The sequence below is a fragment of the Nostoc sp. ChiVER01 genome, from assembly GCF_034531155.1.
GTDB lineage: Bacteria > Cyanobacteriota > Cyanobacteriia > Cyanobacteriales > Nostocaceae > Nostoc.
In genome coordinates this window covers 196,077-220,496 of record NZ_JAVRBS010000006.1, presented here as the reverse complement: position 1 = coordinate 220,496, position 24,420 = coordinate 196,077, and the positions used below count along the sequence as shown (strand labels likewise).

The window sequence follows — 24,420 nt, the reverse complement described above, 5'->3', positions numbered from 1 at the left end:
AGAAAGTAGCTAGGTAGTGCGTAACTTTACTACTTTTCAGGAACTGGTTAAAGGATTAGCCGTCTACACTGAAGAGTTATTGTGGATTAGGCATTAGGCATTGGTTATCCTCCCCTGCCCCCTTTACTTCCAACCTCCCGTATGCTTACCCTTTGCATTCGGGGGTTACGTGGTTAACAATGGGTTGAATGTTTTTTAAATAATTCAACTCTTATGGCTAGAACTCCAAATGAATATGCCGTATACCTCCTACTGGAAAGCGGCCACCGAGAAGAAGTACGTTTTCCTACTATTCAAGAGTTTCAGAAGTGGTATAGCGGCGAACTTGTGCCAAAATCTGCTTCAAATGACTTTATTAGCGTGCCGATAAAAAATATTCAAGGGGAATATATGGTAGTAAGACCTTCCCGAGTTGTGGCAATCCGGGTAGAACCCGTTTTTAGTTCCAGTGTTGAAAGATTCAACTAAATGATGAGAAAAACCTTTGCTTTGCTTTCCTTAAGTCTGGGAATTGCCCTTGTAAACCCTCTCTGGTCGGCTGTTGCTCAGGTTCCTAACTTCCTGCCGTTGCCAGTACCCATAACTCCCGATCTTCCACCTCAGCCAATACCAATTACTCCTGAGATAACGCCACCGCTAAAACCAATTGCTATCGGAAGCAATTGTACGTTCCAACAGACTTGCTTGGGTTTAGATGACCAAATTTGGGGTCAAAGGGGTAAGATAGGCGTTGGCGCTTCGCCCACCGGAGGTGATCGCAACGCGCTGTTGGCTTCCATTGATAACAGTTTGCTTTATTTAACTAAGAAAGAGGCGATCGCAGCATATCAAAATTATCCGATGAAGGAAATTACCCTTGATCGCGTCCAGAGGAGTTTGCTACGCTTTCGCCAACTAGTTATCAGTTCTAAGTCAGCAGCGCAATTACAAGCTGCTGTCAGCCGAGAGTTTGTCTTTTACCAGTCTGTGGGTAACGATGGCAGAGGTACTGTTAAGTTCACTGCTTACTACGAACCTGTTTACATCGCCAGCCGTGTCAGGACTGCAATATATAAATATCCTCTTTATCGGCTACCACCTAATTTCAGCCAATGGCCAAAACCCCACCCAAAACGAATTGATTTGGAAGGGAAGGATGGTTTAAAAGGGAATAAGAGTAAATTGCACGGTTTAGAATTACTTTGGTTCCGCGATCGCTTAGACGCATACATGGTACATATCCAAGGTTCTGCCCAAATTAAGTTAACTAATGGCAAAACAACGTCAGTTGGCTATGCAGGTGGAACTGATTACCCTTGGACTAGTATCGGCAAAGAACTAGCAAAAGATGGTAAACTTCCACTATCAGGATTGACAATGCCACGGATGGTTAGTTACTTCCGACAAAAGCCTCAGGAGTTGAATAATTATCTGCCACGCTGGGAACGATTTATTTTCTTCCAAGAAACAGGCGGTAGACCAGCTACTGGTAGTATTCATGTGCCAGTAACAGCAGAACGTTCTATTGCTACAGATAAGTCTCTCATGCCACCGGGAGCGCTAGCGCTAATTTACAACTCATTTCCCTACCCTGCTGGTGGTGGCAAACTAGAGAAGCGTACTGTCAGCCGCTTTGTGCTTGACCAAGATACAGGAAGCGCCATCAAAGGCCCGGGCCGGGTGGATTATTTCATGGGGTCTGGTAAACTAGCAGGCGATCGCGCTGGCATCACAGGCGGTAATGGTTCACTATATTATTTGCTGCTCAAAGAATAGGGAATAGGGAATAGGGAATAGGGAATAGTTTTCCTAGTCCCCACTCCCCACTCCCACCTAATATGGCGGATAAGCAAAATCATCTTCATCAGCATAAACATAAGAGTTAGAAACTCCTGCCATTGCCAATTTAGGGGTTTCTGATTTTACAGGTTCCCTCCCAAAATCTTTGTATTCTTCAAAAGTCTTACAAATCATTCTAGACTCAAGAGAATCGGAGGCAATTAAGTATTCTGTTAAAGTCCCTACTGTGGGATGTTTGTAGTCTACAGTTGAAGCTACCAGAACTGTATTTGGTTCAATACCTCTTTCTTCACACTCAATTATCGGACAAAAAATCCCGTGAGCATGGAACAATGGCCCTTTTGGTGTCAAGGGTTGCTTGCGGTAAACAGCATAAGCCTTTTCTAGTTCAGCGACGAATCCACTAACTACTTTGCCTTGTTGATATTCGCAGTAAGTTTTGCTGAAACTTGCTCCGGCTGCACCATTAAGAGTTAGTTGTAGTGGTGATTCATGTAAAAACTTTTTATTCTCTCCCACTATAAAAATTAGATAGCGAGTAAAGGTTTTAAATTTAAGTTTGTCGGCTAAAAAAGCATCATAATTCTCTTTGAGCGTACCCAGTTTTAAACCACTTTCCCGGTCTTTAACAGACAATGGCCCCCGACGCACTATAACCACGCGTGGAGTAGTGGTAATAAAGACCGTTTCAACTCCAGAGGTAAATTCATGCTCCACTTGCTGCCAATTATCATCTGGCACAAAGCCGACAGCATTAGCATTATCCAGCTTAATTGCCAAACCGTGGGATTGCATACCATCTGTGCCATATCGAGGATTAATCATCTGACACCAGGGAAGGACTTGAGAAGGCGGTGCATTAAATTTCTCGTCTTCAAAGTCGAAATTAGCAGATGCTTTCATCGTTTTAGGCATATCAAAATGTTTTCTTGAACAAGCTGATCCTGAAGAGCCAGAATCAGAGGGTTGTTACGAGCTTTACTCGTCCCTTGCGCGTCGCCCTAAAAACAAGGGTGAATGTTGCGTCAAACTGGAGTAGTAGTTTTTCCAGATTAAGACAGAATCAATCTATGTTGCAATCCCTGTTTCGTTTTGTAACAACAGATCCTTCCCGAAACAGTGCTAGGTACTCAGTACCTATTCCTCGGTATTATTTCGCTAGACTTAAAGCAGCAAGACTCTTTAAATCCGGCACTTCTAAATCAGCTTGACTGATTGCTGAACCTGTAGCGTCAAATCTTTTTTGGTCTGCTCGACGATTTACCCAGACTGTTGATAGTCCCAGAGATTTGGCTGTAACAATGTCGTGATATACACTAGCAGCAACGTGTAATATCTGCTCTAGTGGCAAATCGATTCTTTCAATAGCTAGTCTGAAGTTGTTTAAGGAGGGTTTGTAGCTTTTTGCCTGTTCTGCTGTGATTATTTGGTCAAATTCCACCTGCAAGTGCTTTGCCGAGAAAGCAAAGAGATCGTCATCTACATTTGAGACAATCACCAACTTAAACTTTTGCTTGAGGGTTTTAAGTGCCTCAATTGTATCAGGGAAAGGCAGCCAATGCTGAATCGAATCAGCGAGTGAATTTAGTTCGTCAGCAGTTGGCTCAAAGCCAAATCGTTCACCAAATTTCTGGACTACTCTCTCCAATACTTCCCGATATTTGATATGATCTCCTTTTTCTAGTTCTGCTTCAAATTGAGCAAACAGTTCCAGAATTTGCTCGTCATCCAAATTAATGTTATGTGCTAGCAGAAGTGGCTTTAGCACCCCTAAGATACCGTTCTCCCAATCAATTAGGGTTCCATAACAATCGAAAGTTAAAGCCTTGTACTGATTGAAGTCAATCATTTTTTATACTCTAGAGCTTGATTAATAGTGTTCAGTTTTCACAAACTAAAAGATGGGTTCATCCATCTGCGTTGGCGTAGCCTGCCGCAGGCATTGCTACATTTGCCACTCTTAAACTTTATTAACATTTATTCATCTAAGTAGAGTTTAAGTAGGTAGACAAGAAAAGACCGAGTTGTCTGAAGATAAACAAATATATCAGCACAATAAAACTAAACTCTCTTAATAGAGATAAAGTAGGCTCAAACCCTTCCATCTCTTCCTTTTAGCATAACTGTTTACTAGCTTATTAGAACGACAAATATTTACGCTGACCTACTTTGGCTGTGGGATAATATTATCCCCAGAGGAAATTATTTCTAAGTATATTCTCTATGAATTTTAAATTTCAGGATACACAATCGAATACTACTGAACCATTAAATTTAACTAAACAGCTATTTGATAGCAAGTTATCCGTAACTTTTTCAGTAGCACAGGCAATGGTAAAAATCCTGAAAGATATGGGAGTGCAATATGCCTTTGGTGTTTCAGGAGGCGCGATCGCCCCAGTGTGGGCTGCATTACATCAAAGTCCCATCCAGGTACTGCACTTTCGGCACGAAGCCGGAGCAGCTTTTGCAGCCATTGAAGCGTATTTTGCTAGCGATCGCCCGGTTGTGGTATTCACTACCACCGGGCCAGGGATTACTAACGCTTTAACAGGACTGTTAGCTGCCCGTTGGGAGGGTGCTAAGGTGATTCTGGTGTCAGCTTCAACATCAGTGCCACAACGAGGACGTTGGGCTTGCCAAGAAACTAGCACCTATACAATGCCTAGCACAGGTATTTTTACTTCCGGGCAAATATTCCATTATGCAACTACTCTCGAATCCAGTCATGAACTCACAGAGGTTTCTCGAAGGCTTGCCCTTGGGCTAGGACAACCAGGAGGGTTCGTAGCTCATATAAGTATTCCAACAAATATCCAGACAAGTTTACTAAAAACTTCGTTGCCACAAATTACGCTCTCTCAGAGTCTGGCAACAGCAAGTGAAGAAACAATCGCAGAATGTGTCCGGTTACTGTCTGAGGGGCCGTTTGCCATCTGGGTCGGTTTCGGGGCACGGGGTGCTGCAAAAGAAATTCGCCAGCTTGCCGAGAAAACAGGGGCTGTGGTGATGTGTTCACCACGGGCTAAAGGTATTTTTCCTGAAGATCATCCTCAGTTTATCGGCGTCACCGGCTTCGGTGGGCATGAGTCTGTTTTTAGGTATATGCAGGAGTACCGACCCTTACGCACTTTGGTTCTGGGAACACGCTTAGGCGAACGCACATCATTCCTGCTCCCCGTAATGGTACCCTTGCGAGGCTTTTTACATGTTGACATCGACCCAGAAGTTCCAGGAACTGCATATCCATCTGCTGAGACTTTTGCCATTCTGTCTGACATCAAAGTGTTTGTGAAGGGTCTGTTGAAACACTTTTCGCAGCATCCTGTTCAGTTGACAAAATCGATACTATCTAGACCTGAACACAGTATAATCAATCCACGTACACACGGTGAAGTGCGCCCCGTAGTGCTTATGGATGCTATTCAAAGACTGATTGTTGAGGGAAGTGATGTATTGGTGATGACCGAGGCAAGCAGTTCGTCTGCTTGGGGAAATTATATGCTGCGCTTTGCCAAGCCACATCGTTACCGAAACTGTAGCGGTTTCGGGTCTATGGGGCATATTACTACTGGCGTTGTTGGTGCGGCACTAGCTCGTCGTGGTAAGGCGATCGCCATTGTTGGTGACGGTGCCATGCTAATGAATAATGAGATCAGCACAGCTGTGAAGTACCAAATTCCAGTTGTCTGGATAGTACTTAATGACGGACGCTATAACATGTGCCATCGGGGGATGGCGATGCAGGGCTTCCAGGGTATAGATACAGAAATTCCGCAGACCGACTTTGTTCAGATTGCTTACGGTATGGGAGCCGATGGTATTCGTGTCGAGAGAGAGGCTGATATTGAGGCGGCTCTGGAGAAAGCAATGGCAGCGATCGCTCCATTCGTGATTGATGTGATTATTGATACTACTCAACTTGCACCAGTTGAAAGTCGTATTCAGAGCTTGATGTCCCAGAGCTAAACTAATTATTGCTACTAAATATTGAGTGTAAAAAAAGGTTATTCATGGCACAACACGCAGTAGGTATTCGCTCACTCGCTGTGAGTTTACCCAGCATTAGACATAACAACGATTACTACAGAGAAAAATACCCCGAATTGGTTGCTCAAGCAGAGCAAAAAAGTTTAGGAAAGTGGTTCTCTCTAGATGGCTCCATCCCTAGAAATGAGTTTGACTTAGAGATGGTGCCCTATTTATCAGATCCCTTTCGGGGGACTGTCGAACGATGGGTACTCAGTGCAAATGAGTCACCACTAATGCTACAATGCCGCGCGGTAAAAGATACCCTTGCGGCTGCAAAGCTTTCTCTGGAAGATGTCGATCTGATGCTTGTTGCCTCAGTCTGGCCTGAAAAAATCGGATTTGGTGATGCTGCCTTTCTGGCGCGCGAACTAAGTTTCCAGGGTGCGGCTTGGAATATTGATGCAAGCTGTGGTAGTACTCTAATTGCGTTGCAGACTGCTTATACTTTGGTTTCGGCAGAACAGTATCACAACGTACTAGTAGTTATTTCATGTTCTTATTCTCACTTTGTTCCCGAACATGATACTGCCTCATGGTTTCTTAGCGATGGTGCTGGAGCTTTTGTAGTAAGTAAACTTAAACCAAATCAGGGTATTCTTGGTATTAAGACTGTTCATGCTGGTGCGCTGTGCGATCTAATTTACCCTGCGATCGCCAAGGATATACACGGCAACTTGCAGGTTCGTATGCAGGTCAGCAAGGATGCAAACAGATTAACTCGCGAAACGGCTGTAGGGTTTCTCCGCACTTGTTGTGAAGGTGCTATTAATGCAGCAGGTGTGACCCTTGAGCAAATAGACTTTTTTATTTTCAACACACCCACAGCTTGGTTCGCACGCTTTTGTACGCGCGTACTTGGTATTGATCCAGAACGTACAATCGACCTCTATCCACAATATGCAAACATTGGGCCAGTACTTACTGTAGTTAATATGTACCATGCTGCACAGTTAGGAAAAATTAGCGAAAATGACTTAGTTCTTGTTTATGGATTTGGTGCAGCAGGTGCTGCCTCTGCAAGTGTGATGCGTTGGGGCAAAGTAGCACTAGGTTCTGCTCCTATTCATAAAATAGAATCTGACTTAGCGGTGACAAGTTCTAAAAACAGAAACAAAGCTTTTTCTTTTTAAGGGTGTTTACTAAAATTTAAAGTTTACCTAAGTAGTTGGCTGTGAAGAAACAAATTCTTGCAATCGGAATTTTCATTTTATCTCTCATTTTTCCGCTTAAGGTTTCAGCGCAGAATAATGACGAGATTTATGTGTTTGGTGATAGCCTCTCTGATATAGGCAATGTATTCAACGCCACAGGCAAAATCATTCCTCCAAGTCCAACTTACTTTAATGGACGTTTTTCCAATGGCCCAATTTGGGTGGAATATCTCGCCTTAGATTTAGGACTAAAGTTGAATCCAAACACTGACTTTGCCTATGGTGGCGCAACCACAGGGTCTAAGAATATCGGTATTGCTAGTTTACCAGGATTGCAGCAACAGATTAATAGCTTTACATTAGCAAATCCTTCTGCAAACCCTAACGCCCTCTACGTTGTCTGGGCTGGTACGAATGATTATTTAGATTACTTTTTTGATGCTATTCCTAATCCTACCCAAGCAGTCAACAACTTATCAATGGCAGTGACATCACTTGCTGCTGTTGGTGCTAAAAATTTTGTAATAGTTAACTTACCAGATTTAGGAAAGTTTCCAGTTACAGGCGGCAATAATCAAGATTCTAGCTTACTAAGCACTTTTATCAATGCACACAACTCCAGTTTGACTAAAAATCTCAGCTTTTTGAGCCAGCAACTCAGCCCTGATATCAATATTATTCCTCTTGATGTTAATTCTCTATTCAATAGAATCATCGCGGCTCCAAAAGAATTCGGTTTTGCAAATGTTACCGAATCTTGTGTTGGAGACTTATCGGTAGTGCCTATTAATGTTCCTAAGAAGCTAGTTGTTTGTGAACCAGATAAGTTTTTATTCTGGGATCAAGTTCATCCTACAACTTCCGCTCACAAACTAATTGGAGAATTAGCTTTCTCAGCCGTGAAGCCAATACTTGTATCGGAACCTTCTGCTGTATCAGGAATGTTAGCACTTGGTGTTTTAGGTACAGTTGGGTACGCGGTTGAAAGATACAAAAATGAGCGTCAAGTTAGGGGAAAAATTTTACTTATGCCTGTTTTAGAAGTTCTCGATAGCCAAAGTTCAGAGTCCTAAATTAATAATGTAACTCTTAGGATAAAAGTTATGGGGATTAAGTTTGAGAAAATCCTTATATGGGGACGTTCTGCTGAAGAATACACCAAAATGTTTGGTTTAAATCTTGAAGATAACAAACTGAAAATTATTGACTGTGCAGGTGGGCCTGCAAGCTTTAATGTTGAGATGACCCGTAAAGGAGGCAACGTTGTCTCTTGCGATCCCATTTATAAATTCAGTAAAACTGAGATTGCTCAACGCATCCAAGAAGCTAATCGTGAAGTCATGAATGCGGTGCAAGGAAATCCAGATAATTTTGTTTGGCAGGATATTCAATCGCCAAACCAATTACTAAACATTAGAAGATCCGCAATGCAGGAATTCATTGAAGACCTTTCTTTAGGAATTCGGGAGAAACGTTATGTTATAGGTGAACTGCCTACTTTACCATTTGCTGATCGGCAATTTGATTTAGCCTTATGCTCTCATTTTTTATTTATTTATTCTGAACACCTATCTGAAGAGTTCCATCTCGCTTCTATTATAGAAATGTGTCGCGTTGCTATAGAGACACGCATTTTTCCATTACTAGACACATCTGGGAAGCTATCTCCATTTTTATTCCCAACTGCCAACCAACTGCTCAAGCAGGGATATAAAGTAGAAATTAGACAAGCATCCTATGAATTTCAGAAGAGTGGAGACAAGTTCTTGAGTATATCCAAAAGCTAAGTCTTGAAAAAATGATTTAGTTTTTTCTATAATCATCCAAGTTTTTTCAGCTTATAACTGTATGGTTTTCTTCTCCATAAATAACTGCCCCTAAAGCTTTTAGAGAGGCTTTTTGAGCTTCAGTTATACCTGTAATGCCAGTGGTGTCCATGCCTTGATAGGGCCTATCATTCGTCAAAATTTTTAGACACTCTCCAGTCTTCACATCCCATATTCTAATCGTATCATCTTGGCTACTACTAGCTAGAGTTTGATCATGGGGACTGAAAGCAAGTGACCAAACCCACTTGGTATGTCCTGACAAAGTTTTGAGGCATTGTTCAGTACTGACATCCCATAACTTCACCATTTGGTCACCACTCCCACTTGCTAGAAGGCGTCCATCCGCACTAAAGCTGACTGAGTAGACAGAACTGTTATGACCTTGTAGAGTTTTAAGGTGTTTACCTGTTTTCGCATCCCATAACTTCACCGTTTGATCGCTACTGCCACTCGCTAAAAGCTGCCCATCAGCACTAAAGCTAACTGACCACAGCCAATCAGTATGTCCTTGAAGGGATTTAAGGCATCGACCAGTGTTGACATCCCACAACTTTACTGTTTGGTCATGACAACCACTAGCTAGTATCTGACCGTCTGGGCTGAAGGCAATAGACCAGACCCGATGGCTTTGTCTATTCAAGGTATTAATGCATTTACCTGTACTGGTATCCCATAGCTTGATTGTGCGATCGTCGCTGCTACTTGCCAAAATCAGACCATTTGGGCTGAAGGTAACAGCTAATATACGGTTACTGTGCCCATTTAAGGTTGTGAAACATTGACCAGTGTTGACATCCCACAATTTTACCGTTTGGTCTTCACTACCACTAGCTAAAATGCGACCATCTGGACTAAGAGAAGCTGATGTGACCCGATTATTGTGTCCCTGTAAACTTTGAAGGCACGTACCAATGTTAGCATCCCATAGCCTTACAATTTTGTTAGACCCACTACTAGCCAACATATAACTGTTTGGGCTGAAGGCAACCGAGCGTACTCCATCACAATAACCCTGAAAAATCCTGATACAACGACCAGTATTTACATCCCACAGCATAACGTTTTGGTCATCACTGCCACTGGCCAAAACGTAGCTGCCTTTGTCGGAACTTAATGCAACTGTCCATATTCGGCTGCTGTGTCCTCTCAAAGTTCTAATACATTTACCTGTGGCAACATCCCAGACTCTCACCGTTTGATCATCACTACCGCTAGCAATAATATATCCATCCAAACTGAAGGTAACAGAATGTACTGAGTCAGTATGACCTTGCAGTGTTAAATAGCATTGTCCTGTGTCAACATTCCATAGCTTCACTGTGTGATCATGACTAGCGCTAGCCAAAATGCGACCATCTGCACTGAAGCTAACGGAATGTACTCTATTGGTATGTCCTTTCAATATTTTAATACATTGATCAGTGTTGATATCCCATAGATTGAGGGTGTGATTGTCGTTTCCAGTTACCACTGTGTCACCATCGGGACTGAAAGCAATTGACCATACACTATAATCATCTACTGATAAAGTCTTAAAACACAGACCAGTATTGATATCCCAAAACTTTACAGTTTTATCCTCACTGCTACTCGCCAGTATGTGACCATTCGTGCTGAAGGCGATAGATTGGATACCACTGCTATGCCCTTGCAAATTTGCAATACACTGACCAGTGCTAACATTCCATAACCTCACTGTTTGATCGTCACTTCCGCTAGCAATAATATCTCCATTAGGACTGAAGGTAACGGATCGAACCCAAGCAGTGTGACCCCTGCAAGTGAGCATCTGTTGTCCATCTATAACCTGGTACAGGCGAATCTCATTATTAGTATCGCCCGTAGCTAGAAGTTTGCCATCGGGGCTAAAGGCTACCGAAAAAATACCACCGAGGGTTTCAGCAAAAACACACTTAGCTAGATCAGCATGAGCAAAATTTGTATCATGTAAATTGATACTTCGCATATCTGCTTGCCAAACAGTCAGATAAGAAAAATCATAGCCACTCAAATCTGTTTCTAAATAAGAAAGAAGATTGAGAATATTGCCAGCTGTATATCCTGGTTCTAACGGCGATGTCTCTCTGAGTTTTGTAAGAACTTGAGTTAATTGATTTTGAATGTTTCTTTTACTTCTTAAAACATTAAGCAATTGATCTATAACTGGTTTGATTATGAGGCGAATTTGAGTCTCTTTGATATAGTCTTTACCTGTCGCCTTCATGAGAGCATGACATCTAAATAAATCAATATTCTGAATGACAATCTCCTCACAGACAAGTTCTATCAAGCTACTAGTCACATACTCCATAACCACAGGCTGGAGGGTAAAAAGTGATTCAGTTTTTTCAATGAGCATAGGCGTAGCTTTCTCGATTAGCGATCGCCTTCCTAAAGATTCCACAGCCTCTATTAATTTTGCTTGTGATACTGGTGATACAATATCCTCTCGCAATCCTAAGAGCGTAATCGGCTCACGATTAATCGCTAGCCAGTACATGATATCCTTTTCTAAAGGTGACAAGCGCCGAAATTGCTGCTCTAAAACATCACTAAGGTCACCAAAAACAAATGTGTCTTGTTGCAAAAATCCAGTGACATTACCATCAAAAACATCTTGAACGTTCGTGGCAACTATCTTCAACGCTAATGGATTGCCTGCATAGCGTTCAATTATTACTTTCCATTCGTCCTCTGCCGCATATAGCCCTTTGAGTTTTAAGATTTCTTGCCCTTCCGCAACCTTCAAGCCACTCAGCCGTAATGAGCGAACAGGTAGTGCTTGTCCTTCCAATAATGCCACTTCTCTAGGTTTTTCACGACTAGTCAGCACTAAGCAGCTTTGATGAGTTGCTTCTCCTACCCGTCTTAAAAGCTCACCATATTCCTCATATCCTTCTCGATAAAGTCCAGCGCGGCTACCACTGCGGAGAATTGACTCTGCATTATCAAGTATTACCAAACAGCGATGATTTTGTAAATAATAGAGTAGCCGCGATACCCTCTCACTAAAACTTTCTGGTAAATTACCTTCTGTTTCTTGTTCGTCAGATAGAAATTGGATTAAGTTACTTAGAATAATTTTAGCAGGTGGAGCTTCTCGTAGCGATCGCCAGATTACATACTCAAAGTTTTCCTGAATCTGTTGAGCAAATTTTACAGAAAGGGTTGTTTTCCCAATCCCTCCTATTCCCAATAATGCGACTAATTGACAGTGTTCATTAAGAATCCATTGCTCTAGCGTATTAAGTTCTTCTATACGTCCATAAAAAACTGAGTTAAAGATAGCTTCTCCCAAATCTAGATGAGTATTTGAGCTTGAATAGTCACCTTTATCTATTTTTAACTTAAAAGCTGAAAAAAGCTTCTCAATAGTCTGTTTATCAACTCCTCCTTCCCGATTCAATACTTTCGAGATAGTAGCTGAATATAACCCAGAACGCGCACTTATTTCTTCAAGAGTATACCTGTTTCCAAAATTTTCCTTTGCTTCTGACTGATGCCTTGCTTCCTTAATTTTCTGTAACCCCTTGTTAGTAAGTGCAACGCCACGCTTGCGTCTCGAATTCTGTAAAGTCATGTATTAACTCACTGTTGGTGTAATCACCTTTGATTAAAAGGAATTATTTACTAGGTTGCTATAGATATGAGGTGATAACTATAACAAACGAATAATTTTATGTTGCAGAAGAATTAAAACAGGTATATTACCAAAATATTCACTAATAAAGCCACTTTTGGCGATCCACTTGTCTCGGTAATTCAACACCGCTTGCTCAACAGACAATCTGGCTTGTAGGACATTGCTGACATCATCTCTTGAGCTAAAAGGATCTTGTACTTGGTAATGGTAGATTCATTACGTGTGGTATTAGTAATTTAATACTTTGAGTTTTAAGTAATATACTTGAGGCGTAAAGCTTAAGTTCAATCTCAAAATCCTGATCTTCACTGGTAAAGACGTTTCTAAATTGGCAAGCTTGATAAAGAAACTTCCTATATATCTAGCCTATCAATCAATGAATAAAACTGCTGCACTTAAATTTCCCCGTTTGGCAACCTCCAGTAGAAAAAGGGCGCTTAAGCGAATTACCTTAAACTTGACATCAGATGAAGCCCAGAACCTTGAAAAGTATTGTAAACAGACAGGTAGACCAGCAATAGATGTAATTCGGGAACTCATTCAAGCGTTGCCTTGATCTGACTTTTCATGCCAAGTTTGAAAAGCCTCAGTCCAGAAGGGCCATCAAACTACCCTTCGGGAACGGTAAAGCCGAACAGCCGTAGGCAAGTCTGAGTAGTTCAACCAGATTCTAATACTTAATATCTTGAGAATAAACTAAGGTTAAATGGTTCGCAAATCTACTTTTATTTTATCAGTGGCAAAGCTCGAATCAGTTCTCGAATCACATCCGTTGCTGGTCTGCCTGTTTGTTCACAATACTTTTCAAGGTTCTTGGCTTCATTTGATGCCAGGTTTATAGTGATTCGTTTGACGGCCCATTTTTTGTTCATGCTGAAACAGATAAATCCTGTAATCATACCTTCAAACTCTAATTTTACCTTCCTAATTGGAAAGTAACCTAAATTTGGGGTATGCCGAGATACCTTTTCAAGAGGACAAGTTCTAATTGAAGGAGGTAGACCGCAGGAGACAGTTCTTGCTGGAAGAGCAAATCATCCAGAAATTTGAAGATAGGATGATGCTGATTGATAGCTTACTATATATGACATATAGTTAATTCTAGATACTCCAAATTTTGCCACTTCTTAATTTAATTGTCAAGCAGCTTTCCTCACTTTGATAACCCAGACTACCTTGGCAGAATGCCTATTTCTATTGTTCTAATTAAATTTTTAATTAAAGCTTAAATTGCAATCAGCTTAGTATTAATAATACTGAAGAACGCCTTAACCTAAATTTGTACTAATTTTAACTTAACCTTTGCTTACGCTGTATGTCTTAGTAAGAAGATTATGTAGTAACTATGGTAAAATACAGTATTCCTATCGGAATTTAGATGTATTATTGCCATTAATCCAGAGTTAAAAGCCAAATTGGAGGTTCTTACAAGTTGCTGTTTACTGCATTAAGGATTATAGATTCGTAGAAACTGCAACTTACCCAATTACATATACTCTGAGTCAAATTAACTGGAGTGTAGACCCATGAAATGCATAGATGATGCAAGCATCATAGAAAATCAGGTGTCTACGTTTACAGCATCAAATTTGCATATTTTCTGTGGAGTTTCTTAACTTACTTGAGGAGTACAAATGCTTGAGGCTATCGTTGTTGCTTGGTTATTACTGTTTTTTGGCGATTTTTTATCTACATTTTTTTACCACGTACCCGAGCACGTTTTTGGTAGCCTACATTTAAAAACGCACCACTCCTGGAAGAAGGACTTTCGCCACTACGCTATTTTGACTTTTAATCCCCAAGTTCTTTTAGATGGTATCTTGGGAGCTTTGCCTTATGTACTTATAGCAGTAGTCTTGTGGCCTTTCTCTCCCATCGGCGTTATCTCTGGATTACTGCTTGGTCAGTTTCATGTATGGTGGAGACACATAAGTGTACTAGGTTGGCAAACTTCAAAGCCTGTCAATATTTTATGCCAAATTCTATTTATTACTACTCCTGAAAGACACTGGTTGCATCATCACAAAACTAATTTGGGTTTCGGTGATATTTTCACGTTCTTTGAACAACCTGCACAAATGTGGTTACGCTGGCTTCGGTTACTTAGACTTCGTTTTCGTTACTCTCGGATCTAACAGAAGCTAGCGCTTACCTAACTCCTCTTGGAGAGCCATACTTTTTAAAATTAGCAAAAAAGGCTGCGTTAGCGTTCGCGGAGCGTCTCGTAGAGAAGCTTACCGAAGGTATCGCAGCCTTTTTTCGTAAACTATTTATTTTTTGCCAGACAGAAAACTATTCCAACCTCAGAAAAGCTGATTCCCAATTTACGAGTAATCGCAACAACAGACACCAATTGACTATAGCTTTTAATCTATGCCTTTATAGAATTGTGAAGGCTTTATTTATAGTTTGTCTGTAACTCATCAAAAAGCAAGCGATTTCTATAGACGCAAGAACGCCTCTATTACGTAATTTAAATATATTTGCTAATGCTCAACTTTGTTGTTATGTCGCCCATCTTTCTGGGAAACCTAGTCTTAATTAGTAAATTATTATATCCCTAGATTTTTATGACAATTTCTCTCTTTTTTAGAGATGCTAGGCGTAGCTTCCTTATCCGTTCGCGGAGCGTCCCGCAGGGAAGGGGTATGGATAGCTACGGTGAAGTGAGCAGGAGGCAGGAGGCAGAAGGCAGAGGGTTGCAATACAGTTTAGGCTGCTTTTCTATAGGAGAGGCCGCACGATCGCAACTGGTAAAAACTAAGAACATGCCTGTCTTTGGAAACTTAGCCCCAGAGGTAGCAGATAAAATTAATAACCTGGTTGACTTGAATACAGCCAATTTACAAGTTGCTACTTATGAGGTGTTTCATGTCCGCAGTTAACCTCAGAAAGATGCTCAACAAAAAAGAGTTGCCATCTCTACTTCATAACTTAATTTACCAGTTTAACATTGCGATTGATATTGAACTAGTAGACGGCACGAAACTGATTAGCATTGGGGAGCAAACTGCAAAAAACCGATATCCAATCGAGGTGTCAGGAGAAATCATCGGTTGGGTTGTTGGGGGAGAACAGGCAACTCTACTTGCGACTTTGCTCTCCTTTTTGGCAAAGCAGGAAGCTGAGAAGAAAGTACTCGCCAAAGAATTGCTAGAGCGATACCAAGAAATTGATTTGTTTGAGGATATCTCGACTCAACTGACAACAAGTTTAGATACGCGACAAATTGCCCAACTTGTGCTTCAAGAATTGAGTCAATTAATTGAATCATCTGCGGGGATGATTCTGCTTTTGAGTCCAGATGCAACTGAGTTTGAAATCATTGCCGAATTTGGAATGTTTTTTGACCACAGTCAACCGGAACCGGGTAAGGGAATTATTGGCGACATTGTACAATCCAACCGCGCAGAACTGGTCAATGATGTGCAAGCCGATCCTCGGTTAGAGGGGCAAAAAAACGTTAGTGCAATGATTTGTGTACCGTTGCGAGCCAAGGAGCGGGTACTGGGAGCGATCGCCATTGGAACGCCCAAAACAGACTCATACATGGCTGAACACCTGAAACTTGTGAGTATCTTTGCCTCTCAAAGTGCGATCGCTATTGACAAAGCTTTGCTTTACGAGCAAAGCACCAAAGCAGCCCTCCAGGCAAAAGCCCAAACACAGAAGCTTCAGCAAGCTCTTCATGAGTTGCAATTGGCCCAAACTCAGTTGATCCAAAGCGAAAAAATGTCCAGTCTCGGACAACTCATTGCCGGAGTTGCCCACGAAATCAACAACCCGGTTAACTTTATTTACGGCAATTTAAGGTATGTTGCCGAATACGCCCAAGACTTATTGCACCTGTTGGAAAAGTATCAAAAGTTCCTACCTGTTGCTCCTCCAGAACTGGAATCAGAGTTAGACAACATAGACCTAGAATTTATCATGCAGGATCTTCCCAAACTGTTAGATTCGATGAAACTGGGCACAAGTCGCATTGTAGAAATTGTCCAATCTCTGAAAAATTTCTCTCGCCATGACGAAGCCGACATGAAAGCCGTGAACATCCACGATGGCATCGATGGAACCTTAATGATTCTTCATCATCGCCTGAAAGCAGATGTTCATCGTCCGGCAATTGAAATCGTTAAAGACTATGCAAAACTTCCTCTAATTGAATGTTACCCCGGACAGTTGAATCAGGTATTTATGAACATCCTGGCAAATGCCATCGATGCTTTAGAAGAAAATATGGAAAATTCCGGATTCAGAAGTAGCTCCCAATCCCTAACCCCCAATCCCCAAATAACTATTCGTACCCAAGTTCTTGACCAACAGTGGGTTGTGATTCGTATCGCTGACAACGGCCCAGGCATGAAGGAGGAGGTAATTCGCCGCATTTACGATCCTTTCTTCACCACAAAAGATATTGGTAAGGGAACCGGGTTAGGTATGGCAATCAGCTACCAAATTATTGTAGACAAACATGGGGGAATGCTCAAATGTCGTTCTCAACTGGGTGAAGGAACAGAATTCTGGATTCAGATTCCGTTAAATTGTGCATTGGTGGATGCTACTGAAGAACAGAATAGCGCCTCTGTCTCGCAAACTTACACAACAGAATTATCCCATACTCCCAATACTGATGGCTTCATTCCATCAACAACTCCAATGCTCAAACCGACGGATTTGTTGATTCGCCATACTCAATTGATCCAGCGACTCTCACAGCACAATCAAAATGTGGAAAGTGCATCACCCGATCAAATTTATCAGATGTTCCAACGCCATCCAATTTCATTAAGGCTTTACGCCACTTTGTTGTCTTGGTTCTGTTGTTCTAACCCTACCCAAATACGCCATTAAAAGAAATTTCAACCATGTTTAATCAACTTGATGAATACAATAGTCAGCTATTTGAACTATGTCCTGTTGGGCTAGTACTATGCCGAACAGATGGGACACTAATTAATATCAACCCCGCCTATGCTGCCATTTTGGGGCGCACTGTTCTAGAAACTCTGAATCTCAACTACTGGCAAATTACTCCAGAAAACTATGCAGCTACTGACCAAGCTACGCTAAAGAACCTAGAACAAACTGGTCGCTACGGCCCCTATGAGAAAGAGTTAATCCACAAAGACGGGCATCTGGTTCCGGTCAGGATCTCTGGACTGATGATTGAGAAAGATGGAGAGCAACTGATCTGGTCTAGTGTGGAGGATATCAGCGATCTTCGACGCATTCAGCAGGAACGCCAACATACTGAACAAATTCTGAAACAGAGTGAAGCCCGATACCGTTCTTTAGTAACTACTAATACACAAATTGTCTGGGTAAGCACACCACAAGGAATTTGTTTTGAACTGGCAAGCTGGATAGCCTATACAGGTCAAAGTCTAGCTGAAGCGGAAAATGGGGGCTGGATTGATGCCGTTCATCCCGACGATCGCGCCTACACCGGAGAAGTCTGGAGTGCTGCTGTGGCAAACCTGAGTATGTATCAAATTGAATACCGAATTCGTGGCAAGGATGGCAACTATCGCTACTTTTGGGTGTGGGGTGCGCCCGTTATAGAAGAAGATGGCAGCGTCCGGGAGTGGATTGGCACCTGCACCGATATTAACGAGCGCAAGCTGGCAGAAGCAGAAAATCAGCGTCTAAAAGAACGATATCGCTCGTTAGTAACTGCGACTTCACAGATTGTCTGGGGAGCTACCCCGGAAGGGCTAGGAATAAGTAGTGAAATGCTCACCTGGAGGGACTATACGGGGCAGAGTGAAACTGAAGTTGAGGGTTGGGGCTGGATCGATCCAATTCACCCCGATGACCGTGCCAACTCCATAGAAGTTTGGAATGCTGCTGTGGCAAACCGAAGTATCTACCAAACCGAATATCGACTGCATGGTAAGGATGGTACATACCGCTACTTCTCTGTCTGTGGTGCCCCCGTCTTGGAAGAAGACGGCAGTATTCGGGAATGGATTGGCACCTGTACTGATATTCACGATCGCAAACAGGCAGAAGCTGAAAATCAACGTTTATTCGATATGTTGAATCATTCCAGCGATGCCATTATCGTCCGCGACATGAGCGACAAAATCTCTCACTGGAATCAGGGTGCCGAAAGACTCTACGGTTGGACGCGTGAGGAAGTGAAAGACCAATACATTCACGCATTTATAAAATCAACCTTTCCAAAACCTTTAGAAGAAATTCTATCAGAGTTTCTACGGGAGGGCACTTGGGAGGGAGAACTGGAACACATGACGCGCGATGGCAGACCGATCACCGTTCAGAGCCGTTGGACTTTGCAACGAGATTTATCCGGTCAACCCTGCGCTATGCTAGAAATCAATACCGATATTACTGCTCGCAAACAAGCAGAAATCGCTCTGCGGCAACTAAATCAAGAACTGGAAGCCAGAGTTGTCGAGCGGACAGCTGCCCTGCAAAATACCTTAGCAGAAGCGCAGGGATTAAATGCCATTTTGGATAACTTAGCAGATGGTTTGTTAGTGGCAGACACCGCAGGAAAAATCACCCACTTCAATCCTGCTTTTTTAGCTATGCATGGATTAACAGCTACCGCCCTCAACGGTCACTACCGAGAATTGCCGATATCTGGTTTAGCAGACCTAATTGCACGAACTCAGTCCTATCCCAAAGAGGTGTTCTCTGCCGAAGTTGCACTGACCAAAGAACGCATTGGTCAGGCAGTGGCAACTGCCATTTTCAAAAAGACGACAGATTCAGAACCCGCCGCCTGCTTTGGTTCGGCGCTGCTAATTCGAGATGTGACGGCAGAAAAGGAAATCGACCAGATGAAGACCGACTTCATCTCAACAGTTTCTCATGAGCTGCGGACGCCATTGACTTCTGTCCTCGGTTTTGCGTCGATTATTCAAGAAAAGTTGCAAACCGATGTGTTCCCAATGATTTCTAGCGAAGACCGCAAGCTTCAAAAAACAATTAAGCGGGTGGCTGACAATCTCAACATTATTGTATCGGAAGCAGAACGGCTCACATCTTTGATTAATGATGTCTTGGACATCGCCAAGATGGAAGCAGGTAAGGTGGAATGGCAGATGCAGCCGATTGATCCTAGCGAATTATTGGATTGGGCAACCAATTCGACCGCCGGATTATTTGAAACCAATGGTTTGCAATTTGTGAGCGAGATTGAACCTGAACTGCCTCAGATAATAGGCGATCGCAATCGTTTGCTGCAAGTTTTAATCAACTTAATTTCCAATGCCGTTAAGTTTACCGAATCTGGTTGTGTCACCTGTCGCGTCAAACAAGAAAACGACGGTGTTTGCATCAGCGTTATCGACACAGGCATTGGGATTGCACCTGAAGATCAGCCGAAAGTGTTTGAGAAATTCCGCCAAGTTGGCGACACCCTCACCGACAAACCCAAAGGCACAGGGTTAGGATTGCCTATCTGTAAACAAATCGTCGATCATCACGGCGGTAGAATCTGGGTTGAGAGTGAACCAGGTAACGGCAGCGTATTTTCATTTATCATTCCCACCTACGCCAGCGATCAAAAAACCACTGCTAATCTGAATTTGGATACACTAGTCAAACAACTTAAAGAACACGTCATCACCAAAAACCTTGTGCTAAACCAAAACCGTAAAACCATTTTGGTTGTAGATGATGACGCTAATATTCGGGAACTGCTGCGTCAACAATTGGAAAACGAAGGCTACAATGTTCGTGAAGGAAAGGACGGTATGGATGCAATTCATCAAATCAAAATAGCCCGTCCCGATTTGATTCTTTTGGACGTAATGATGCCCCAAATCAACGGCTTCGATGTAGCAGCCGTCCTCAAAAATGATCCTCAGACCGCAGACATTCCAATCATCATTCTGTCGATTATTGAAAACAAAGAACGAGGCTACCATATTGGTATTGATCGCTATCTCACTAAGCCCATTGACACAGAAAAACTCCTCAACGAAATTGGCTCACTGCTTTACCAGGGTACTTCTAATAAAAAAGTATTGGTTGTAGATAAAAATGCATCAGCTTTAAAAACCTTATCAGATGTACTGCAAACTCAGGGATACAGTGTGATTGAAGCCTCCAATCCGCAAGAATGCATTTATAAAGCCTTGTCAGCTAAACCTGACATGATCATCATTGATTCTATCTTCTCTCAAGAAGCCGATTTGGTGAAAACCCTACGCTTTGAGAAAGAGTTAGAAAATGTATTTTTTATTATGCTGTCTGAACAGTAATCGTTGAGGCTGGGGGTTGGGGACTAGGAACTGGGAAGGAATTCTTCTAATCCGCAATCTCTAATCCCCAATCCCCAATCTGCAATCCCCAATCCCTAATCCCCAATTCCCAATCCCTATGAACCAGAAAATTCTAATTGTTGACGATGAACCTAATATCTTAATTTTGATGGAACAAGCCTTAGAAGCATTAGAAGACGAGGGTGTTGAACTTCTAACGGCTCGAAATGGAGAAGAAGCTCTCGAAACTATTAAAACTGAAAAACCAAACTTGGTTTTTCTCGATGTGATGATGCCTAAAATGAATGGTCTGCAAGTCTGTCATATTGTTAAACACGAACTACAATTGACTGATATTTATATCGTGATCTTGACAGCGAAGGGACAGGAATTTGATAAACAAAAAGGAATAGAAGTTGGTGCAGATTTATATCTAACTAAACCATTTCGCCCCAAAGAAGTACTTGAAAAATCAATGCAGGTGTTGGGCTTTTGATGAAAATTATGAATGCTTTTCACCTGCTTTCGCTTCTAGTGTGTCGGAGGCGATCGCATCTGATTTAGTCGGGTCGATACTAATGAGATTAATATCGTGTTCGGTGAAAGACTTATCATTAAAATCGCAGGGGAGCAGGGGGAAAGAAGTTTTCCTATTTTTTGTATATATGCGGGAATTATAACTAATTAGGCGGACATGATATAACACCGATCAAATCGCTATCACTCAAATTAGCCTATTAAAATCTCTCTCCCCAGCAGGATACTTTTCCAGAAATTTTCAATTTCTACAACTTATACCATTTCACGAAAAATCTGATACAGATGTGAACCTTGAAAGCATTGCTGTATCTAAGTTTTTTAATTGCGTACAGCCCTGCGGGTATGAAAACAGCGAAGCGGGGCGTTCGCTTTTAGCGTCTCCAAGAGTTGCCCATTGCGAATTGGTATTAGCTTTTGCATCAACTAATACTTTAAGCCGGGCGAGTAATTTCATACAAATCCTGGGTGCGGGTATACCAGTTACCCGACAGGCGACCAATCGCGTGCAACTTTGCGACATCAATTGTGTTTTGTGGTGTAAGTAAATCGTCCCGAATATGCCACAGCACCGCCTCAGCAATAATTAATGCCGATTGGCTACCTTCATTTCCTACGTAAACTACCTGCTTCAGCACACACTCAATATTAATCGGTGATTCAGCAACTCGTGGCGGACGCACCCGCTTTGAGGGAGCAGGAGTTAGTCCTGCTACTTGAAATTCGTCTACATCTGGTGGAAAGTCACCACTAGTGGTGTTCATCTGTTCTCCCAATTCTTCAACAACTATGTTGACCACTAGTTCACCCGACTGCTCTACATTAAATAAAGTATCTTTTTTAACACCACGTTTGAGACCTGTGGAGATGGCTAGAGTCGGTGGGTTAGCTGTCACGCCCATAAAAAAACTGAAAGGTGCAACATTGGGCGTACCATCGCTAGCGATCGTTGACACCCAAGCGATCGGTCGGGGAACCACTGAACCTACAAGTAATTGATAAGTATTCCGTGGGTCGTTCTGGGAGGGATCGATAATCATTGAGGTTTTCCTCACTAAACACTACAGTTTTTCAAAACTTGATCTTGCCGAAGAGAAGCTTTTTACCTGAGTTATGGGCAATTTTCGTTACTGCAACTTACTTTTTTTAGCTAAATGTGAGATGTTCATACTCAGCTACAATACTACGGTTTATTGGCTAGATTGCCGTAAAAGAAGAATTGGGGAAATCATCTACTGCGATCGCAGCTTTTTTTGCCAGCTATTTATTTGACCCAAATTGATGATTATAGGGCAACGGGAGAGGGAGATAAGGTGCAATACCGTTGGGTTAAGGAATTTCTTGGTTGAGCCAGACAATTAAAAAAGAAAAGCTGTTCTTGAGAGAAGAATTACTGAACAAGAACCCTCTTTCCTCAAAAACCTCCCCCGCGCCCCTGCTTGTTCAATCAGAAGGTAATTCTGGGAAACCTTAATTTGTGAGAGCTGAGGCTTTTGCCAGAAGGAACTAGAATTAGAAAACACCTAGCTGGGTTCTTCTGACTTTTGAAATTAGGAGTGCATGTGTGCCAAAATCCCCTAAATATTTGCTGATTGGATCAACCGAGACTTATAGCGGTAAATCTGCAACTGTTCTGGGTTTGTCTCATCAGCTACAGCAAAAAGGACTGGATATTACCTACGGTAAACCGCTTGGTACATGTTTGAATTCGTCCAGTGGAACCGTGATTGAGGAAGATGTCCAATTCATCGCTCTTAGCCTCAATTTGCCGGAAAACCGTGTTGCACCTACAATGCTGGCTTTGGATGAACTAAATGTGCAAAAACGCTTGCGAGGGGAAGACAAAACCGATTATCAGCAGTCCTTAATACAGCAATATTTGCATAAATCTCAAGGAGATTTGGTGTTACTGGAGGGGCCTGGTGATTTGTCCGAAGGCAATTTGTTTGACTTGTCTTTGCTGCAAATTGCTGAAGTATTGGATGCTGGCGTGCTGTTAGTAGCCCGCTATAAGTCGCTGCTTTCGGTTGAGTCGCTATTGGCTGCTAAAGGGCGTGTGGGCGATCGCTTGATTGGAGTTGTGATCAATGATATCCCTGTCACCCAACTAGAAGCAGTTGATACTCTCTTGCGCCCGTTTTTGGAACAGCAGGGGATTCCAGTGTTAGCAATGCTACCTAATAGCGATTTGCTCCGCAGTGTCAGTGTTGGCGAACTGGTCAAACAGTTAAAGGCTGATGTTCTCTGTCGTAACGATCGCATGGATTTGTTGGTTGAAAGTTTAGCAATTGGAGCGATGAATGTCAACTCTGCTGTGAAATATTTCCGCAAACGTCGGAATATGGCAGTGGTAACAGGAGGCGATCGCGTGGAAATTCAGCAAGCGGCTTTGGAAACTTCTACCCAATGTTTAATTCTCACCGGGCAACTACCACCCCCACCGTTCATTCTCAGTCGCGCTGAAGACCTAGAAATCCCCATTTTGTCTGTTGACTTAGATACCCTAACTACTGTAGAAATTGTTGACCGCACTTTTGGTCAAGTCCGTGTCCACGAGCCGATAAAGGTTCAGTATATTCGTAAGTTGATGTCCGAGCATTTTGACATTGACCGCTTGTTATCCAAATTAGGTTTAACTCCGGCAACGGCATTGTCTTAGATTCATTGCTCAGTTATCAGTTAGAAGGCTGTATTGCTGGTGAGGGTACAGCCGGCTCACCGTCACCTCCCAGGCGACGGCGAGCTGTTTCTTTGCGCCCCATAGCTGGGACGTGCTTAGTTGCAGCAGCTAATCCAAAGACAGGCATATTTCCATAAACTGCCTCATATCTTCCCGGTTCTATTAAATAAGTTTCGTGCCAAATGCCGACACTGCCATCAGCACCAATGGCTTGATTAAACCTTTGCCAAGCTTTTAAATGTGCATCGGCTGGATTTCTGGCAAAACGCTCCAAATCCTCGAACGAGCGCCAATACTGAATCAGTCCTACCCCTCGCCAGTAAACAAAAGTTTCTCCCCCTAAAAACCCTTTTTCAGGATTCTGATTAAGGCTTTGTAGCATGGGCGACATTGCCCTGGCTGTGGGAATCCATTTGGAAAAAGCGAATAATTTATTAATTCGCATCCCAATCAGAAACACAACAAAGGGTTCATCAATCTCGGCTGTAAATCGTCCCGGTATTACTTGAGGCATCTCTCACTCCTTGTTGTT

The 24,420-nt window shown here is 42.4% G+C and carries 20 protein-coding genes; 13 read left to right on the top strand and 7 right to left on the bottom strand.

Features of this window, described 5'->3' with window-relative positions:
* Positions 1-213 precede the first annotated feature (213 nt).
* Entirely contained in the window at positions 214-468 is a 255-nt protein-coding gene (locus RMY00_RS10980) for a hypothetical protein (protein ID WP_109010830.1), read from the top strand.
* A 3-nt stretch (positions 469-471) separates the two neighbouring features.
* Positions 472-1,755: a murein transglycosylase A gene (locus RMY00_RS10975; RefSeq protein WP_322647628.1), complete on the top strand. Its 1,284-nt coding sequence runs from the start codon at positions 472-474 to the stop codon at positions 1,753-1,755.
* Positions 1,756-1,812: 57 nt separating this feature from the next.
* Here RMY00_RS10975 and RMY00_RS10970 read toward each other — a convergent pair whose 3' ends face one another.
* Positions 1,813-2,682 carry a DUF5895 domain-containing protein gene (locus RMY00_RS10970; protein WP_322647627.1) on the bottom strand — a complete coding sequence of 290 codons (870 nt, stop codon included), beginning with the start codon at positions 2,680-2,682 and terminating at the stop codon, positions 1,813-1,815.
* 247 nt (positions 2,683-2,929) lie between these two features.
* The gene (locus tag RMY00_RS10965) at positions 2,930-3,628 is read right to left on the bottom strand and encodes a haloacid dehalogenase type II (protein WP_322647564.1); all 699 of its coding nucleotides are present in this window, start codon (positions 3,626-3,628) and stop codon (positions 2,930-2,932) included.
* A gap of 374 nt (positions 3,629-4,002) precedes the next feature.
* Between RMY00_RS10965 and RMY00_RS10960 the strand changes: the two genes are divergently transcribed.
* From RMY00_RS10960 to RMY00_RS10945, 4 genes are read left to right on the top strand one after another with little or no spacing between them, the layout of a single operon-like run.
* Positions 4,003-5,748, top strand: coding sequence for a ScyA-related TPP-binding enzyme (locus RMY00_RS10960; RefSeq protein ID WP_322647563.1), 1,746 nt, complete (start codon positions 4,003-4,005; stop codon positions 5,746-5,748).
* Positions 5,749-5,792: 44 nt separating this feature from the next.
* On the top strand, positions 5,793-6,941 hold the full coding sequence (locus RMY00_RS10955) for a 3-oxoacyl-ACP synthase III family protein (RefSeq protein WP_322647562.1): 1,149 nt from the start codon (positions 5,793-5,795) through the stop codon (positions 6,939-6,941).
* Between the two features lie 41 nt (positions 6,942-6,982).
* A complete protein-coding gene (locus RMY00_RS10950; protein WP_322647561.1) occupies positions 6,983-8,035 on the top strand; it encodes an SGNH/GDSL hydrolase family protein in 1,053 nt (350 codons plus the stop codon).
* Between the two features lie 30 nt (positions 8,036-8,065).
* Entirely contained in the window at positions 8,066-8,749 is a 684-nt protein-coding gene (locus tag RMY00_RS10945; protein ID WP_322647560.1) for a class I SAM-dependent methyltransferase, read from the top strand.
* A 46-nt stretch (positions 8,750-8,795) separates the two neighbouring features.
* Here the strand turns inward: RMY00_RS10945 and RMY00_RS10940 are convergent, their stop codons facing one another.
* Positions 8,796-12,371: an NB-ARC domain-containing protein gene (locus RMY00_RS10940; protein WP_322647559.1), complete on the bottom strand. Its 3,576-nt coding sequence runs from the start codon at positions 12,369-12,371 to the stop codon at positions 8,796-8,798.
* A 439-nt stretch (positions 12,372-12,810) separates the two neighbouring features.
* On the opposite strand from RMY00_RS10940, the gene RMY00_RS10935 reads away from it, so the two are divergent.
* Positions 12,811-12,990: a CopG family transcriptional regulator gene (locus RMY00_RS10935; protein WP_322647558.1), complete on the top strand. Its 180-nt coding sequence runs from the start codon at positions 12,811-12,813 to the stop codon at positions 12,988-12,990.
* A 169-nt stretch (positions 12,991-13,159) separates the two neighbouring features.
* Here RMY00_RS10935 and RMY00_RS10930 read toward each other — a convergent pair whose 3' ends face one another.
* Positions 13,160-13,306, bottom strand: coding sequence for a ribbon-helix-helix protein, CopG family (locus RMY00_RS10930; RefSeq protein ID WP_229493684.1), 147 nt, complete (start codon positions 13,304-13,306; stop codon positions 13,160-13,162).
* 762 nt (positions 13,307-14,068) lie between these two features.
* Here RMY00_RS10930 and RMY00_RS10925 point away from each other — a divergent pair.
* The 5 genes from RMY00_RS10925 to RMY00_RS10905 all read left to right on the top strand — a co-directional run bounded on the left by RMY00_RS10925 (position 14,069) and on the right by RMY00_RS10905 (position 21,167).
* Positions 14,069-14,569 carry a fatty acid hydroxylase gene (locus tag RMY00_RS10925; RefSeq protein WP_322647557.1) on the top strand — a complete coding sequence of 167 codons (501 nt, stop codon included), beginning with the start codon at positions 14,069-14,071 and terminating at the stop codon, positions 14,567-14,569.
* 435 nt (positions 14,570-15,004) lie between these two features.
* Entirely contained in the window at positions 15,005-15,319 is a 315-nt protein-coding gene (locus RMY00_RS10920; protein WP_322647556.1) for a hypothetical protein, read from the top strand.
* Positions 15,306-17,285 (top strand): ATP-binding protein, encoded by a 1,980-nt coding sequence (locus RMY00_RS10915; RefSeq protein ID WP_322647555.1) that lies wholly within the window; start codon positions 15,306-15,308, stop codon positions 17,283-17,285. The genes RMY00_RS10920 and RMY00_RS10915 overlap by 14 nt, the downstream gene beginning before the upstream one ends.
* A gap of 14 nt (positions 17,286-17,299) precedes the next feature.
* The gene (locus RMY00_RS10910) at positions 17,300-20,671 is read left to right on the top strand and encodes a PAS domain S-box protein (RefSeq protein ID WP_322647554.1); all 3,372 of its coding nucleotides are present in this window, start codon (positions 17,300-17,302) and stop codon (positions 20,669-20,671) included.
* A 118-nt stretch (positions 20,672-20,789) separates the two neighbouring features.
* The gene (locus RMY00_RS10905) at positions 20,790-21,167 is read left to right on the top strand and encodes a response regulator (RefSeq protein ID WP_322647553.1); all 378 of its coding nucleotides are present in this window, start codon (positions 20,790-20,792) and stop codon (positions 21,165-21,167) included.
* 6 nt (positions 21,168-21,173) lie between these two features.
* On the opposite strand, the gene RMY00_RS10900 is transcribed toward RMY00_RS10905, so the two are convergent.
* Together RMY00_RS10900 and RMY00_RS10895 are read right to left on the bottom strand one after the other, a co-directional pair.
* A complete protein-coding gene (locus RMY00_RS10900; protein WP_322647552.1) occupies positions 21,174-21,377 on the bottom strand; it encodes a hypothetical protein in 204 nt (67 codons plus the stop codon).
* Between the two features lie 265 nt (positions 21,378-21,642).
* Positions 21,643-22,248, bottom strand: coding sequence for a flavin reductase family protein (locus RMY00_RS10895; RefSeq protein ID WP_322647551.1), 606 nt, complete (start codon positions 22,246-22,248; stop codon positions 21,643-21,645).
* 524 nt (positions 22,249-22,772) lie between these two features.
* Between RMY00_RS10895 and RMY00_RS10890 the strand changes: the two genes are divergently transcribed.
* The gene (locus RMY00_RS10890; protein ID WP_109010813.1) at positions 22,773-23,867 is read left to right on the top strand and encodes a phosphotransacetylase family protein; all 1,095 of its coding nucleotides are present in this window, start codon (positions 22,773-22,775) and stop codon (positions 23,865-23,867) included.
* Between the two features lie 16 nt (positions 23,868-23,883).
* Here RMY00_RS10890 and RMY00_RS10885 read toward each other — a convergent pair whose 3' ends face one another.
* Positions 23,884-24,402: a DUF4188 domain-containing protein gene (locus RMY00_RS10885; RefSeq protein WP_322647550.1), complete on the bottom strand. Its 519-nt coding sequence runs from the start codon at positions 24,400-24,402 to the stop codon at positions 23,884-23,886.
* Between the last annotated feature and the right edge of the window lie 18 nt (positions 24,403-24,420).

Coding starts and splice junctions, on each gene's coding strand:
- RMY00_RS10980 (WP_109010830.1), top strand. CDS start 214: ATGGCTAGAACTCCAAATGAATATGCCGTATACCTCCTACTGGAAAGC.
- RMY00_RS10975 (WP_322647628.1), top strand. CDS start 472: ATGAGAAAAACCTTTGCTTTGCTTTCCTTAAGTCTGGGAATTGCCCTT.
- RMY00_RS10970 (WP_322647627.1), bottom strand. CDS start 2,682: ATGAAAGCATCTGCTAATTTCGACTTTGAAGACGAGAAATTTAATGCA.
- RMY00_RS10965 (WP_322647564.1), bottom strand. CDS start 3,628: ATGATTGACTTCAATCAGTACAAGGCTTTAACTTTCGATTGTTATGGA.
- RMY00_RS10960 (WP_322647563.1), top strand. CDS start 4,003: ATGAATTTTAAATTTCAGGATACACAATCGAATACTACTGAACCATTA.
- RMY00_RS10955 (WP_322647562.1), top strand. CDS start 5,793: ATGGCACAACACGCAGTAGGTATTCGCTCACTCGCTGTGAGTTTACCC.
- RMY00_RS10945 (WP_322647560.1), top strand. CDS start 8,066: ATGGGGATTAAGTTTGAGAAAATCCTTATATGGGGACGTTCTGCTGAA.
- RMY00_RS10940 (WP_322647559.1), bottom strand. CDS start 12,371: ATGACTTTACAGAATTCGAGACGCAAGCGTGGCGTTGCACTTACTAAC.
- RMY00_RS10935 (WP_322647558.1), top strand. CDS start 12,811: ATGAATAAAACTGCTGCACTTAAATTTCCCCGTTTGGCAACCTCCAGT.
- RMY00_RS10930 (WP_229493684.1), bottom strand. CDS start 13,306: ATGAACAAAAAATGGGCCGTCAAACGAATCACTATAAACCTGGCATCA.
- RMY00_RS10925 (WP_322647557.1), top strand. CDS start 14,069: ATGCTTGAGGCTATCGTTGTTGCTTGGTTATTACTGTTTTTTGGCGAT.
- RMY00_RS10920 (WP_322647556.1), top strand. CDS start 15,005: ATGACAATTTCTCTCTTTTTTAGAGATGCTAGGCGTAGCTTCCTTATC.
- RMY00_RS10915 (WP_322647555.1), top strand. CDS start 15,306: ATGTCCGCAGTTAACCTCAGAAAGATGCTCAACAAAAAAGAGTTGCCA.
- RMY00_RS10910 (WP_322647554.1), top strand. CDS start 17,300: ATGTTTAATCAACTTGATGAATACAATAGTCAGCTATTTGAACTATGT.
- RMY00_RS10905 (WP_322647553.1), top strand. CDS start 20,790: ATGAACCAGAAAATTCTAATTGTTGACGATGAACCTAATATCTTAATT.
- RMY00_RS10895 (WP_322647551.1), bottom strand. CDS start 22,248: ATGATTATCGATCCCTCCCAGAACGACCCACGGAATACTTATCAATTA.
- RMY00_RS10885 (WP_322647550.1), bottom strand. CDS start 24,402: ATGCCTCAAGTAATACCGGGACGATTTACAGCCGAGATTGATGAACCC.